Origin of the sequence: Streptomyces sp. NPDC001480 (genome assembly GCF_042894725.1) — a bacterium.
Taxonomy (GTDB): domain Bacteria; phylum Actinomycetota; class Actinomycetes; order Streptomycetales; family Streptomycetaceae; genus Streptomyces.
This window is the reverse complement of sequence record NZ_JBIAVX010000009.1, coordinates 207197-221022: the sequence shown is the minus strand read 5'-3', so window position 1 is coordinate 221022 and position 13826 is coordinate 207197. Positions and strand designations below refer to the sequence as shown.

Below are 13826 nucleotides of genomic sequence, written 5' to 3'. Positions count from 1 at the left end.
CAGCTGGATCAGCACCGCTCCACCGCAGCGTGTCAGTCGTCGTCGGCGACCGCCACCGGTCCGGACGGCACCTGCGCGGAAGCCCGGCGTGCGCGCACCCAACCGAACAGCACCACCGAGCACAGCGCCGCGAACGCGCACCAGGTCGAGACGAACTCCAGCCGCCACAGCGCCCAGCACGCCGGCGCCCCCACGCCGACCAGGATCCCCAGCACCAGCAGTCGCCGGTCACCGGACAGGAGCAAGGAGCCCACGGTGGCGAACAGGTAGCCCAGGACCAGGAGAGGTGCAGGCGAAACGTGGAGTACGTAGCCGACCGTGCGACCACGGATCTCCGCACTCACCAGATCGGTGGCAAGGCCATGGGCGAGCTGCGCTGCGGTCGCGGCCCCGGCGGCGAGGGGAAGGGCCAGCCGGTACCGGGCGTGGCGCGGGGCCACGCACATCACTCCCCCCCGGCACCCACATCGCCAGCACGGGCAGCGCGATGACGGCCCAAGCGACGGTCGCGGGTCCGCTACCTCCGCCCGAGCGCCAGACGACCGACTCGACGATCTGGTGGGCTCCCAGTAGCAACGGCACCGCGGCAAGCGGGAGTTCCCGCGCACTGCGCACCCGCGCCACGCAGGCCACGCCCACCACCGCGACACCGCTGCCCGCTACGAGATCGGCCGTCGCACTCCAACACATCACTCCACCAGAGGGTCTATCGCGGCCTCCGCATCTGCCACCGACCACGCTACGCCCTCGTCACCTGCAGACCCGGTCACACGTCGACAGCGCCGTGCAGAGGCCGGGCGGCACCGATGTCCTCGAGTCACGGTGCGAGCGGCAGCAACGTCAACGTCGGCTCGCGCGGCGCCTGACGGCACTCGATCGGCACCTTGGCCGTAACAGGGAGGCATCCGGAGGACGAACTGGTGGCTCAGCGGCACGTTCACTACGTGGTGGCAGGCGCCTACAGCTGATCTCGCCACCAGGGGACGTGGGGAGAATCGACGCGTACGACCTTGGCTCTCTTGAGGATCTTGCCGTCAAGATGCGATACAAGCTCCCGTAACTCGCGTGCCGACTTCTTCGGCAGGGCATGCATGATCTCTTCGAGGTGATCGCGTGAGTAGCCCGGATCGCAGCCGCACTCGGGGATGCCGCACCTGGCGGAGGTGAGGGGATCAGCAATCCGTTTCAGCGGACCGTGAGCCAGGGCGGCCCAGTACCAGAAGGCTTGGGCAGTGGCACCCGGCCAGAAACGCGCGTGTTCCAGCCTGCGGATATCGGCTTGGCACGCCCCGGACAGACGGTTGATCGCCGGGTAGGGGTGGCGGAAGAAGTGTCTCGGGGTCCGTACGGGAAAAGTGCGCCGTACGGCGGATGGGCGCCTACGCGGCATTGCCCTTTCGGTTGCGAGTCATGACGGCAAGGTACCGCTGACAGCGCAAATGATCCAGAGGCCAGCGGTCCGGACCGGCGGTGTGCCGTAGGGGCCGTTCAGGATCTGGTTCTTCTGGCTCTGATTGAAGTGGGTGTTCGGGTAGTCGTAGAAGGACGCGGACATCGGTGTGCCGTCGGTCGACGTCGAGTCCGGCAGCCCGAAGGCGTGCCCGACGCTCAGGACGACCCATCCGGGGCCGGCGCCCCCGCCCGCGCCCTCTCCCTCGGCGCTGATCTCGCCCACGTTCAGCCACCGGCTGTCGGGGCCGTTCAGACCGAACTTCCTGGCGAGTTCGTTCTGCATGTTCGTGACGGCCCACCAGTAACGGTCACCGCCGTTGGGCGTGTTCTCGTACCAGCTCCGTGGCTGGTCACCGTTCACGACTTCGACCACAGGGTTGTTCAGCGTGAAGGTCTTGCCGAGCTCCTGCTTGGAGTAGCGCTGGGCCTCCCGCATCACGTTGGCGATGCCGTCGGGGTAGCGCTGGTCGGACGGAACGTCGGAGGGCTTCAGCCAGTACACCCGGACGGTCTTCGCGACCCTCGACGACACGGCCGCCAACACCCGCCGCAACCAGGCGCTCGGACCGCGCCGTCGGTGTCGGACAGCAGGGGCATGCCGAGGTTCGTCGGCGGTGTGGTCGTGCCGCCACCACCGGCCAAGTCGGGCAGCCGCCATACCCGTGACGTCGCATTGTTGCAGGGCAGCTGAACGAGGCCGGTGTTGCCGGCGGAGGAGTCGCCCGACCGGGCGACGCATTTGCCGGAGTGGACCGCCTGAAGGGCGAAGACGTTGTTCGTCCCGTTGATCGTCACGGGTACCGCACGGAACTTCTGGTTGGCCCCGTTGCCGCATGCCCGCTGAACGATCGTGGCGTTGTCGGCGCTGGAAGCTCCGTTGACCTCGATGCATTTCCCGCGGGTCGAAGTGCCCAGGCCGTACTGGTCGGTGGTCCCGCGGACCGTGGTGAAGGTGAAGGTGAAGATGAAGGTGAAGGTGAAAGTCTGGTTGCCGCCGCCATGGCAGGGCCATTGGATGAGCTGGACGCCGTCGGCGGTCGAACTGTCGGCCAGATCGAGGCAGTTGCCGCCGTTCTGGTTGACCGCGGACACCCGCTGTCACGCCTACTTCAAGCGCTCAGAACCCGTCGTCGTGTTCGGCACGACCGACTCGGGCGTGCCCAACCGCGCCCGCGGTGATGGGCTGACCTTCCTCGACGTGCTCTGGGAGCAGGCTCCGTCGGCGCCGCCCGGCTCTTTGAGCGCGAGACACACACCCTCCAGCACGCGCAGTGTGCGCAATCCATGACGCCGTAGCCTGGGAGGTGTTGGCGCTGGAAGCGCTGCGTTCATGTGCGCGGCACCGGTCAGCCGCGGGTGTTCATGGACATGGGCGGAGCGGACGCATCCGCCTGGCGCAGTTCGGCGAGGAGTACGTTCTGCCCGTCCAGGAGCTCGGTGAGGATTCGTCGGGCCGCGCGCAGGAGTTCGGCGACGTCTCCGCCGGCGAGTGCGTAGCGGACGGTGGAGCCTTCCCTGATGGACACCACGATGCCGGATCGGCGCAGGACGGCCAGTTGCTGCGAGAGGCTGGACGGCTCGATCTCGATGTCGGCGAGCAGGTCCCGTACGAGAACCGGCCCGTGCTGGAGCAGTTCCAGGACCCTGATCCGCACGGGGTGCCCGAGCATACGGAAAAAGTCCGCCTTGGCCTGGTAGAGGGGGACTTGCATGAGCGCTCGCTCTCTGCCCGGTCGGATGGGTTTGCCAGTGTGCGGCGGCGCCCTGTGACACCGCCGCACCGGCCCTAAGGGCTGATCCTTGCCGTCCCGAGCCGTGCGCAGGCATGAATTGGGCTCATGCTGATGTGGTGACTTGAAGAAATCTTCACATCATGGGTGCGCGACGCCCCGGATTCTGAGCCGTCGCTAGACCTCGAGCTGCTCCTCGACCCGCCTGAGCTGGTGGCGGGCCATGGCCAGGTTCGAGCGTTCCTTGTCGAGGACCAGGTAGAGGAACAGGCCGTTCCCACTGCGACCGGTGAGCAGGCGGATGAGGTGGTACTGCTTCTCGAGTGTGATGAGGATGTCCTCGATCCGGCTCTTGAGGCCCAGCTCTTCCATCGTGCGCACCTTGGCGCGGATGACGTCCGTGTTCCCTGCCGCGGCGATCGTCAGGTTGAGGTCCTTGTCCCCACCCAGGGTTCCCAGGGCCATGCCGCTGGTGTAGTCGACGACCGCGGCTCCCAGTGCCCCCTCGACCGCGGTCATCATTTCCTTCAGTGACACTTCCACGCTCGCCATGGCGGCGTCCTCCCCTTTGGCTGTCGGTTGCGGCGGACCGGCGCTCGCCGTCCCGCCCGATGCACGGACCGTAGGCCCGGGGGAGTGGCACCGGGACGGCGTATCTGGGACTGACACATGATGACCGAAGAACCGCGCCCCTTGTCCGTTCGAGTGATGGGAACTGGCATTGGAAAGACCGAAGTAGGCACTCCACCCCGAGGTGACAATGAGGGCGACCGGCTCCGGCGAAAGGTCTTGGGGTCGGTGGCGGAGTCAATGGCGGGTAATTGACGGATGATCCGGGGTGCCGGTCATTCGGATTAGCGCTCCCTCCTGGTGCACGGCGGATGCGTCAGAAGGGCCGGTGACGGTCGCCTTGGCCGCCGTCGTGTTCGGGGCCGTCCGGGCCGGACGGCGGTGAGTGCCGGGCACAGAGGCGGCCCGGGGTGCTCTCGTGGCTCACGGGGCAGTTCTGGGGGCAACGACACGGCCCCGTCAGCTCACTGACGAAGCTCCTCCTTGACCTTGGCCTTGAGCTTTGAGAAGCCGTCTCTCAACCGATCTTGCAACGCGCAAGTCGAACAGTAAGCATTGGGGGAGATTGGCGGCTGCGTACTCGTCCGCCATGCGGAACACGCTGGCACAACGCGGACACTCCCCGCGGCCCATGAGTTACACGATCCCCACCCACCCCCGGCCAGCGCATGGGCATCTGCACCGACCGGATTAAGTCGCACACGCGTACGTACTCGCCCACGGCCTGTCCGGCAGCGGTCAGTTCAGGGCCTGTCGGCTGGAGAAGGTTGAGATGCACGTGTCCCACACCAGCCGGAAGCAGGTTCGCTCACGCGTGAGTGCCGGGCCTACACGTATCCAGGGCCCCGGGCGTACCCGTACCGGCTACGTCAGCGGCGGTAGCAGTACGAATCCGAGGACGCATCGCCGCCTTGCAGGCGCGTCTGATGCACCCGCAAGCCAAGGAAGTCCGCGTCGTGCGGGAAGAAGCGGCTGTCGACCGAGAGTCCTCCGTGCGAGGTGTCGGCGTCGAGTTTGACCATCCACGGGTCAATGCCAGCGGGATAGAACTGTTCGTCCCAGGAGGCGTACAGGGAGTTCGTCAGGTACACGCGCCGCCCGTCGCGGCTGAGTTCGACCATTTGCGCTCCGCCCGTCAGCGGCACGTCGGGCGCGGCGGGGTGTGGCTGTCGGGCGACAATGCCGCCGAGACGCACGGCCGCGGTCTGCCTCGGATGGAACGGGTCGCTCACGTCGAACTGGAGCAGGTCACCGGTTCCCCATGCGGAGATGTACAGCCAGTGGTCGTCCACCGACAGGTCGATGTCGGTGATCAATGGGGGCACGGCGCCGAACGGCTTCAGCACTGGGGGCAGGTCCTGCGGCTGCGCGGGCTCGGCCGGGATGGTGATCACTTTGCGGACCAGGAAGTCCTCGCCCTCCCGGTTCCACAGCCACACCGATGCGGACAAGTCCTCCACGTTGATCACGGTGTTTGTGAACCCCCATGTTGCCTCGGGGTCGTGCGCGGGGCGCAGTTCCAGCACCATCTGGTTCGCATCGCCCAGGTCGACGTGCTGCAGGTGCCGACCGGAGTCGAGGTCCCAGAAGTGGAGAGAGTGGCCGTAGCGGCGGCCCAGCAGCAGTTCGGGGACAAGGCCGTCCTCGATCATCGAGGGCGTTCCCCACTCGCTGGTCACAGCGATGTTCTGGCGCAAGTGCCACCAGACGTCGTAGGCGAACCGCTGCGGCCCGCGAAAGCTCTCCCAGCGGCGCAGCACGTCAAAGCTTTCGTGGTCCAGGAGCGCCACGCCGCCAGGGCCGTCGGCACCATCCGCGCCTCCCAGGCAGGACAGGAAGACTCCGTCGGGTCCGCAGTGCAGGGTGTGTGGACGCGAATACCCGGCCTTGGCGGCCAGTTCCTCGGGCTCGATCACCTTGACCAGGCGGGGGCGGGCGGGATCGGGGACGGTGTCGAAGACGTGCAGCCGGGACGAGCGCAGCCCAGGAACGATGAGGTAGCGACGCGCGGCGTGGTGATGACCGGCGTGCGCCAGCGCGCTCGAGCAGGCGTTCCAGCCGAAGTGGTGCAGTTCATTGCCCAGGTCGGGCACGTCGGCGTGGGAAATCACGCGACCGTATGCCGGGGATGCGGGGTCGGTGCCGACGGTGAACAATGCGTCGGCGCGCCGTGCGGTCGGATCGAATCCGACGACGTAGGCCAGCTTCTCCGGGGGCGCGACGACGGCATCTGCCGGCGTGCGGTACAAGGTGGGGTCGCTGTGGCCGTCGTGGTTGTGATCCTGGTGGGTCGTCGTCATCGCTGTTCCTCACTCCCGAACGGAAGCCAGGTCGGGCGTACTCCCGGCAGACGGGCCGGCTCCCTCGTTCGCCATCGGCGGGCAGCGAGGCCGGATGTGCCACTTATCGAGCGTTTCACAGCTCTGAGGGCCCTGCCAAGGCGGCAGCACGACGGCGTGGGTGCTGGCGATCTGCCCGAAGACGGGCGCGGCAGCAACCATCGCGTCGCTGGGACGGAGCTACGTCGAACTGGTCGGCGGGCCGCTGGACGGCCTGCTGCTCTTCTTGAACCACCGAAAGTGAGTCACGACGCACAGCTGCAGGAGCCCGGCGGCCAGCGAGGTTCACAGCGGCAGCCGTCTCATCTCCGGCCAGCGACCGAGCCGGGGCCTGAAGACGTGAGGCTTGTTCTGCGGCTGGGCCATGCGATGTCGTCAACGGCGAGAAACGGCTCGTCGGCCACGGTGGCGGGGGTTGACCCGGTGAACGCCATGACGTCCCGATGGAGGTGGGATTGGTCGGCGTAGCCGGTGTCGGCGGCGACCTGGGCCGCGCTTTCACCCGCGACCAGGCGGTGGGCGGCATGGTCGAAGCGGACCAGTTTCACGGCGCGTTTGGGCGGCAGGCCGAGCTGCGACCGGAACCGGGACCACAGCCGCTTACGGCTCCACCCGACCTCGGCCGCCAGTCCGTCGACCCGGGTCAGGCCATGGCTGACGACGATCCGGTGCCAGGCCCATGCCACCTCCGGGTCCACCGGCGGTCCCGCCTCATGCCGGCGGGTAAGTAGCGCGTCCGTCAATGCGAAGCGATCCTGCCACGACGAGACATCGCCGAGTTGCTCGCGGATCCGTGACGCCTCCCGGCCCCACAGGTCGCCGAGCGACACGACGGCGCCGTCGAGGTCGGCGGGGGAAGCGCCCAGAATCGCGCGTGCGATCACCGGGGACAGTCGCACCTGCACGCACTCGACGTTCTCTCCCCGCGCCCGGACCGCGCCTGCGGACCCGAGTCCGGGCCCGGCGACGATGCTTCCCCGCTGCTGCCGCCCTGGGGCACAGTCAAGGACGGGCGAGCCGGCGCCGAATTCCAGGAGCAGCGTCACGGCCGGGTGCGGGACTATCCGGAGCGCGTCCAGTTCGCGGACACGGAAACCTGCCATGGTGAGACCGGCCACCCGGCTGGGCCGTTGCGGGGATGCGACGTCCCACTCAGCCGCACCGTGCGTGAACGTTTGCACCGTCCCATGCTACGTGGGCCGGCTGAGCGGAACATTTGTCCAATCCGCTGGCGGGTACTGCGGCGACAGTGGGCTCATGACTGTTTCTGACGGCGGTTCGTACGTGAACGGCGGCGCCGAGGCCACCGAGAGTTCCATCCTGTCGCTGGACGACGGCGACATCTATGTGTGTCAGGACGGCCCCCGCGATGCCCCCGCACTCCTGCTCATACACGGGTCCGCATCCTCGACCCGTTCGTGGGACGCGCTGGTTGCGCTGCTGACGGGGTCTCACCGCGTCATCCGGATCGACCTGCTCGGGCACGGCCGGTCGGCCAAACCAGCCGACCGCAGCTACGCGATCCCGGACCAGGCTCGTCGGGCCGGAGCGGTGCTGGACCGGCTCGGTGTCGAGCACGCCGTGGTCGTCGGTCATTCCAGCGGTGGCGTGGTCGCCACCGCCCTCACCGAACAGCGGCCCGACCTGGTGGCAGCGCTCGCGCTCATCAACACCGGACCCAGCCTGGACGCCCTCATCGCACCGGAGCCCGTCGCAATCGGCCTCTCGCAGTGGCCGCCGGCCGACGAGCAGCTCCGGGGGATGGCGAGTACGGGTTTCAGCCGCGTGGGCTACCAGATCCCGGAAGGGCTCCTGGACGACGTGCGAGGTATGACGTACCACTCGTTCACCACGACGATGCGGGCCACCCGCTCCTACCTGGAGCAGCAGGCGCTGCCGGATCGGCTGACGGTTCTGGGCAAGCCGCTACTGGTGATCTTCGGTGAGGACGACCGCAGATGGCGATCCTCATCCGTCTTCGACTACCGCACCGTCCCGGACGCGAAGGTCGAGTTGCTGCCCGGTCTCGGGCACTCGCCGCTGCTCGAGGATCCGCTACGGACCGCCGGCCCCCTGCTGGCCTTCACCGCGCTTTACGCCCCCGGGTGGACCGAATGAAAAGCAGGGGAGCCGTGCGGGTTCTCGTCTCCGGCGCCAGCGTCGCCGGTCCGGTGCTGGCCTACTGGCTCACCAGGCACGGCTTCTCCGTCACCGTCGTCGAGCGCGCGCCGGTGCTACGTCAAACCGGCGGCCACGCGGTCGACCTGTTCCGGCCCGCGATGAACATCTCGGAGAAGATGGGCGTGCTCCCGCGTGTCGAGGAGCGGGCCACCGGCACGAACCGGATGACCGTCTACCGGGAGGGCTCACGGCGACCCGTCCGGGCGGACCTCTCCAAGATCTTCGGTGCCACCTCCGATCGGCACGTCGAGATCATGCGCGACGACCTGAGCGAGATCTACTACGACGCCACACGCGACCACGTCGAGTACGTCTTCGGCGACTCGATCACCGCGATCTCGCCCGACGGCGAGGTGCGGTTCGAAAACGCCGCGCCGTGCCGCTTCGACCTCGTCGTCGGCGCGGACGGGCTGCACTCCAACGTGCGCCGTCTCGTCTTCGGCGACGAGTCCCGCTTCAGCGCCTTCACCGGGGCCTACCTCGGGGTGCTGACCCTGCCGAACGGCTCCGACCTCGACGGCGAACTCCTCATCCACGTCGGCGTCGGCCGCACTGCCGGCATGTACGGCGCGCGACACCTCGGCGACGCACGGGCGTTGTTCCTGTTCCGCAGTGAGCGCGAACTCGACTACCACCACCGCGACGTGCCCCGGCAGAAGGAACTGCTGCGCGGTGCGTTCGCCGGCATGCACGCCCATGTGGACCGCTGGCTGGAGGAACTCGACCACACCCCGGCGTTCTACTTCGACTCGATCACCCAGCTCCGCATGAACACCTGGTCGCAGGGAAGAGTGACACTCGTCGGCGACGCGGGCTACTGCCCCGGTCCGGCCGTCGGCGGCAGCACCACCCTGGCCATCGTCGGCGCGTACGTCCTCGCCGGAGAACTGGCACGGGCAGGCGGCGACCACGAGCGCGCCTTCCCCGCCTACGAGCGCGCGATGGCCGAGCACGTGCACGGCAGCCACGCGGCCGCGCTGAGCGCGGCGAGGACCCTGATCCCCACGTCCCGCCTCGGCGTGTGGGGACTGGCCCAGGGCTCCCGCCTGATCTCCGCCCTGCCCTCGGGCCCCAGCCGCGCCCTCCTCCGCTTCACCGCCAAGAGCGCACGCCTTCACAACTCCGTGACCGTCGACGACTACCCGCCGTCGTCCGCCGCATCAGGAGGCCGGGGCGGCCTCGCAGGCGCTCCATGAGGCGGCCTCGGGGTTGGGTGAGGACGCAGATGCTCCGCGAACATGACGGGCAGGACGCCACGGCGGCGAGCACATGATCATCTCGCTGGCGTCCAGGCTGCCGACCTGACCGGTCAGGCGCGAGAGCGGCGGGTGAACACGCACCACTGGTTGTCGTTGGGGACGCCGAGTACGGTGCGTAGGGCGATCGAGTCCTCCCTGCGAACGTAGTCCAGGTCGTAGAACTCCTCGCCGATCTCCAGGTCGAATGTCTGAGGGGTACGCCCCTTGGCCCCTGCGTAGAGGTACCAGGTCCCGTGGCCGGACGCCAGGCGTTTCGGGTCTCCGGAGACCAGATCGAAGTCCACCGGGAAGTCCCGGACGTTGAAGGTGCGGTCCGGTTCGACCGTGAGCGTCGACCCGCAGTCGCTTGTCCAGTGACCTACAACGTCCGCTGCCGTCACGTGCGGCAGCGACTTCGGGGCATTACCGCAGGCACCAGACAGCAGGGCGATTGCCGCGACACACAGGGCGCTCGACGTCCGGCCTCTCACCATGTCCCACTTCCTCGCTGTAGTTCAAGAGGCACGTCAGGGGAAGCCACGGGGACGGCTCTGACGCGCATACGCGATGCCTCAAACCGGCTACGCGTGACGGCTGGGCCTCCCACTGTTCCTTCAAGCTTTCCCAGCTACGCATAGACACCCGAGGGAACAGGAAGGTTGCACGACCACTCCGTGAAGCTGAGCCGACTTGGTCGCGCCCTGGCGGTGAGCCACAGTGCCGGCTCAATCGGCGGGCTGTTCGAGCCACCCAGAGGGGATCAGCGACGATCAGCAAGGACTGCTGGCGAGAGTCGTCCGAAGGGTGTTCGCCGGGGCCAATGCGCGGGCTTCTTGCTCTTTGTCCAGTCCCTCGGCCGCTCCAGCAAGGTGGTCCTCGCGAAGCACGCCTGGAGCGGCAGGGAGAGACTGGGTCTGCTCCGCGTCCGAAATGATGTCCTGGTCCTGCACGCGATGCACTGGCCGGACGAGATCCGCGACCCCACCGAGCTGCTGCCGCCGCCGGTCCAGGTATCTGACGAGGAGATCGAGGGAGCCCTCGCACTCATGGACACATTGACCGTGGACCAGATGGAAGGCCCCGACTTCCAGGACCGCTACACCGAGGCAATCACCCAGATCATCCAGGCGAAGCGCGAGGAGCAACCGCTCTCCGAGGCGCCCGAGCCGGAGGAGCCGTCCCAGGTGCTGGACCTGATGTCCGATGGCCGCGCTGCAGGAATCGGTGTCCAAGGCCAAGGCGGCCCGCGGCGAGACCGACGCCGAGGTGCACGAACTGCCGAAGCAGAAGAAGGCCGCCGCGAAGAAGACGACCGCGAAGAAAACGGCAGGTCGGCGAGGGCGATCCGAGCCTCCGCTTCCCGCGCGAGGTAGATGGCCGCGCCGCGGGGAAGTCGTCCTCGCGGTAGACGTCGGCACTTTGCCCGTCCGTCCTCGGCGGCGTGAACTGGCTCAGTGTGCGGCCGACCGGCCGCCCACCCGCACACCAACGCCCGCCGCTGATGCACCGTCTCCCGTGTGCCGGCGACCTTCGACCCCGTACACGGACGGCAGTCCCTCACCTGTGGCGCGCCCTCGTCCGGAGGACGCGCCGCAGGTCTTCCGGTCGGGGACAGCAGGAATGCCTGCCTCGTGGGCTCCTGCCAGTGCATCGGATCTGTCGCGCCTGTCGCGCACCCCCGCCGGACAGCGTTGGTGCTCCCGGGGGGTGCTACCCCGCTCGGTAGGTGTGACCGGTGATGCTGCTGTCCCACTCCAGGCCGATGTCCCGGGGCCCGGGGACGGTGAGGGCGTGGCTCCAGCCGCCGGGGCCGGCGAGCAGGTCGGGGATGATCCGCTTCACGAGGCTGGCTCGGAATTTCCTGTACCGGCAAGGCTTCGCCACGGCAGGCCCAGAAAGTGCAGCCGTCGACCACCCCGTTCTCCAACTCCTCCGCAGCGGTTCGGGCGTCCAGTTGCTGCTGGCGGGCAGTTGTTTCGGCGGCAGTGACGTGGTCGATCGGGGCCTGGGCGAGCGGTTTTGGGAGCGGTGCGGGAACGCCTGCCCGAGCAGCCGCCCCGCCGCAGGCAGGCACCCGCCGGTGCGAAATACTCTTCCGATGAGTTCACGCACTTCCCCGATAAGCCAGTCGGTCACGATAAGGAGGGCCGTCGCGCGGGATGCCAAACGGCTCACGCGGCTCGTGCGTGGCTCAGGCGCTTACGAGGGCAAGTACGCAGCCGCAGTCGCGGGCTACCGGGTCGGTCCTGATTACATCGAGGCCCACCGCGCCTTCGTAGCCGTCGGCGCCGATGAGCACGGAGGCCGGGTCCTCGGGTTCTACTCGCTCGTTCTCGCTCCACCGGAGCTCGACCTGCTGTTCGTCGCCGACGAAGCGCAAGGACGGGGTATTGGACGGCTGCTCGTCGCGCACATGCAGTCCGAGGCCCGTGCCGCCGGGCTCGACCGTGTCAAGGTCGTGTCGCATCGTCCCGCCGAGGACTTTTACCACCGCGTCGGTGCAGTGCGGATCGGGACCGCGCTCGCGAACCCGCCCGCCGTGCCGTGGGACCGTCCCGAATTCGAGTTCCGCATCCCTGCGGAATGACGCGGTGTGCCGGTTCGCAGACCACCGGCTTCGCCTGCCTGGTGACCGGCAGGCAGGAGCCGCTGGACGCCGCGCGTTCCGTGTGTGCCGTCTCTCCGCCCTGGCGGGGAATCGCCTGCCCCAGCGGTCTCTCCCGGCGGCTCCCTCGCCTCCGGCACTCCCAGGGCTACCGAAATCGCGTACACCCCGGCTCGTGGTGCTCCCGGACGCTGACGCGATCTCCGTCATCGACACCGCGACCTTGACCGAGACGCGGCGCATCCCGACCGGGGCCAGCACCGAACCGGAGAGCCTCGCCCTCGCCGGTGGCCCCCTGTTCCTCGGTCACCAGGCCACCGCCTTCAACGCAGTCATCGGGCCGGTCGCCATCGGCGAGGCGACTCCGGCCGTCAGCCTGGACGACAATCCCGTCTGGTACGGCGAGCCGCGACTGGCCCCGACGCCGCGCGCGCCCGACCGGCTCGTCGCCGCGGCGAGCCGAGGCGCGCTGGGCATGCGCGTGTAAGCAGGCATCCAGGCGCCCTCAAAACTCAGCAACATCACTCTCCCGTGGAAGAGGGCGCTCTCCATGCTGAGCTACAGCCGCTCTCGCAACTGACCAACAAGCCAGGGGTAGTCCTATCGGATTGATCGGACGGGACTCCGCGCTTCTGTGGCTTGCTCAAGGTGCTGCCCGAACACGAACGCCGACCGAGGCGATTGCCCAACAGATCCAGGCCATTGCTTTCGGCTACAGGGCGGCCCGCCTCGACGTGGCGTGGAGAGAGCCGAGCAGGTTGAGGGCCTGGGCGCTGGGGCTGCCGGACTCGGCCTGGTAGATGACGAGTTGCTGGCCTGGCGCGTCGCGTACGTCGAAGGCCTGGTAGGTGAGGGTCAGGGGGCCGACCTCCGGGTGGAGGAAGTGCTTGGCGTCCTGGGTCTTGCCACGCACGACGTGGGTGTTCCACAGGCGGGTGAAGTCCACGCTGTGCTCGGTGAGGGCGCGGACGAGTTCCCGCAGCCGCGGGTTGTCCGGGTCGAGGCCTGCCGCCTGGCGCAGATGGCCTACGGTGGCCTGCGCCGTGCGGCTCCACCGGATGTAGAACTGTCGGCCTGCCGGGTCGAGGAAGGTCATGCGGGCCAGGTTGTCCGGCTGCTCGAAGGGTGAGTGCAAGGCCTCGGCCAGTGCGTTGATCGCCAGGACGTCCAAGGTCCGGTTGATGACGAACGCCGGGGCGCCCGGGTAGCCGTCCATCAGCTGGCGAAGGGCCGGACCGACCCGGTCCGTGGTGTGAGTGAACTGGCTACTCGGGGCTGTCCCGGCCAGCTGGTGCAGGTGCGCGTGGGCGTCGGGGCCCAGTCGCAGTGCGCGGCTGAGCGCGTCGAGCACCTGGGCCGAGGGGTGGCGTTCGCGTCCCTGTTCCAGGCGGGTGTAGTAATCCGCGTTCATCCCGGCCAGGACGGCAATCTCCTCACGGCGCAGTCCGGGGACTCTGCGCACGCCGTAGCTCGCCATGCCGACGTCCTGCGGCCGTAGTGCCGCTCTGCGTGCCCGTAGGAACTCTCCCAGGTGGCTGTCGGTCATGTCCTCAGGCTAGGCCCCAGGGGCGGTGTGTTGGGGGGGGGGGCCCCCCCCCCCCCCCCCACACACCCCCCGCCGGGGCCCCCCCCCCCCCCCCCCGCGGGGCCCCCCCCCCCCCCCGCGCCGGGCGCGGGCCCCGCCAAGACCACACAAACCGCGACAGCAACC

General features: G+C 68.5%; 15 protein-coding genes and 1 pseudogene. 6 read left to right on the top strand and 10 right to left on the bottom strand.

Going from position 1 to position 13826, the window contains the following annotated elements; genetic code table 11:
* Nucleotides 1–32: 32 nt before the first annotated feature.
* From ACFY01_RS23710 to ACFY01_RS23685, 6 genes and pseudogenes are all read right to left on the bottom strand, one after another.
* Nucleotides 33–690, bottom strand: a pseudogene (locus tag ACFY01_RS23710) (DUF6629 family protein).
* Nucleotides 691–1408: 718 nt separating this feature from the next.
* A complete protein-coding gene (locus tag ACFY01_RS23705) occupies nucleotides 1409–1984 on the bottom strand; it encodes a hypothetical protein (protein ID WP_390737710.1) in 576 nt (191 codons plus the stop codon).
* A complete protein-coding gene (locus ACFY01_RS23700; protein WP_390737709.1) occupies nucleotides 1942–2544 on the bottom strand; it encodes an RICIN domain-containing protein in 603 nt (200 codons plus the stop codon). The genes ACFY01_RS23705 and ACFY01_RS23700 overlap by 43 nt, the downstream gene beginning before the upstream one ends.
* Nucleotides 2545–2798: 254 nt before the next feature.
* Entirely contained in the window at nucleotides 2799–3164 is a 366-nt protein-coding gene (locus ACFY01_RS23695; RefSeq protein ID WP_390737708.1) for an ArsR/SmtB family transcription factor, read from the bottom strand.
* A 195-nt stretch (nucleotides 3165–3359) separates the two neighbouring features.
* On the bottom strand, nucleotides 3360–3734 hold the full coding sequence (locus ACFY01_RS23690; protein WP_390737707.1) for a hypothetical protein: 375 nt from the start codon (nucleotides 3732–3734) through the stop codon (nucleotides 3360–3362).
* 887 nt (nucleotides 3735–4621) lie between these two features.
* Nucleotides 4622–6052: a selenium-binding protein SBP56-related protein gene (locus tag ACFY01_RS23685; RefSeq protein WP_390737706.1), complete on the bottom strand. Its 1431-nt coding sequence runs from the start codon at nucleotides 6050–6052 to the stop codon at nucleotides 4622–4624.
* Nucleotides 6053–6212: 160 nt separating this feature from the next.
* Here ACFY01_RS23685 and ACFY01_RS23680 point away from each other — a divergent pair, with 160 nt between their 5' ends.
* Nucleotides 6213–6335 (top strand): hypothetical protein, encoded by a 123-nt coding sequence (locus ACFY01_RS23680; protein ID WP_390737705.1) that lies wholly within the window; start codon nucleotides 6213–6215, stop codon nucleotides 6333–6335.
* Nucleotides 6336–6393: 58 nt separating this feature from the next.
* On the opposite strand, the gene ACFY01_RS23675 is transcribed toward ACFY01_RS23680, so the two are convergent.
* Nucleotides 6394–7272, bottom strand: a complete 879-nt coding sequence (locus tag ACFY01_RS23675; RefSeq protein ID WP_390737704.1) for a helix-turn-helix domain-containing protein — start codon at nucleotides 7270–7272, stop codon at nucleotides 6394–6396.
* Nucleotides 7273–7348: 76 nt separating this feature from the next.
* Here ACFY01_RS23675 and ACFY01_RS23670 point away from each other — a divergent pair, with 76 nt between their 5' ends.
* Both ACFY01_RS23670 and ACFY01_RS23665 read left to right on the top strand, forming a co-directional pair.
* Nucleotides 7349–8209: an alpha/beta fold hydrolase gene (locus ACFY01_RS23670; RefSeq protein WP_390737703.1), complete on the top strand. Its 861-nt coding sequence runs from the start codon at nucleotides 7349–7351 to the stop codon at nucleotides 8207–8209.
* Complete coding sequence (locus tag ACFY01_RS23665) at nucleotides 8206–9468, top strand: FAD-dependent monooxygenase (protein ID WP_390737702.1); 1263 nt, start codon at nucleotides 8206–8208, stop codon at nucleotides 9466–9468. Before ACFY01_RS23670 ends, ACFY01_RS23665 begins: the two co-directional genes overlap by 4 nt.
* A gap of 113 nt (nucleotides 9469–9581) precedes the next feature.
* Here ACFY01_RS23665 and ACFY01_RS23660 read toward each other — a convergent pair whose 3' ends face one another.
* Nucleotides 9582–9911, bottom strand: a complete 330-nt coding sequence (locus ACFY01_RS23660; RefSeq protein ID WP_390737701.1) for a hypothetical protein — start codon at nucleotides 9909–9911, stop codon at nucleotides 9582–9584.
* A gap of 432 nt (nucleotides 9912–10343) precedes the next feature.
* Here ACFY01_RS23660 and ACFY01_RS23655 point away from each other — a divergent pair, with 432 nt between their 5' ends.
* Complete coding sequence (locus tag ACFY01_RS23655; protein ID WP_390737700.1) at nucleotides 10344–10883, top strand: Ku protein; 540 nt, start codon at nucleotides 10344–10346, stop codon at nucleotides 10881–10883.
* A 337-nt stretch (nucleotides 10884–11220) separates the two neighbouring features.
* On the opposite strand, the gene ACFY01_RS23650 is transcribed toward ACFY01_RS23655, so the two are convergent.
* The gene (locus ACFY01_RS23650; RefSeq protein ID WP_390737699.1) at nucleotides 11221–11352 is read right to left on the bottom strand and encodes a hypothetical protein; all 132 of its coding nucleotides are present in this window, start codon (nucleotides 11350–11352) and stop codon (nucleotides 11221–11223) included.
* Between the two features lie 256 nt (nucleotides 11353–11608).
* Between ACFY01_RS23650 and ACFY01_RS23645 the strand changes: the two genes are divergently transcribed.
* Together ACFY01_RS23645 and ACFY01_RS23640 are read left to right on the top strand one after the other, a co-directional pair.
* Complete coding sequence (locus ACFY01_RS23645) at nucleotides 11609–12097, top strand: GNAT family N-acetyltransferase (RefSeq protein WP_390737698.1); 489 nt, start codon at nucleotides 11609–11611, stop codon at nucleotides 12095–12097.
* 193 nt (nucleotides 12098–12290) lie between these two features.
* A complete protein-coding gene (locus ACFY01_RS23640; protein ID WP_390737697.1) occupies nucleotides 12291–12602 on the top strand; it encodes a hypothetical protein in 312 nt (103 codons plus the stop codon).
* Nucleotides 12603–12827: 225 nt separating this feature from the next.
* Here ACFY01_RS23640 and ACFY01_RS23635 read toward each other — a convergent pair whose 3' ends face one another.
* Nucleotides 12828–13661 carry a helix-turn-helix transcriptional regulator gene (locus ACFY01_RS23635; RefSeq protein ID WP_390737696.1) on the bottom strand — a complete coding sequence of 278 codons (834 nt, stop codon included), beginning with the start codon at nucleotides 13659–13661 and terminating at the stop codon, nucleotides 12828–12830.
* Nucleotides 13662–13826 lie beyond the last annotated feature (165 nt).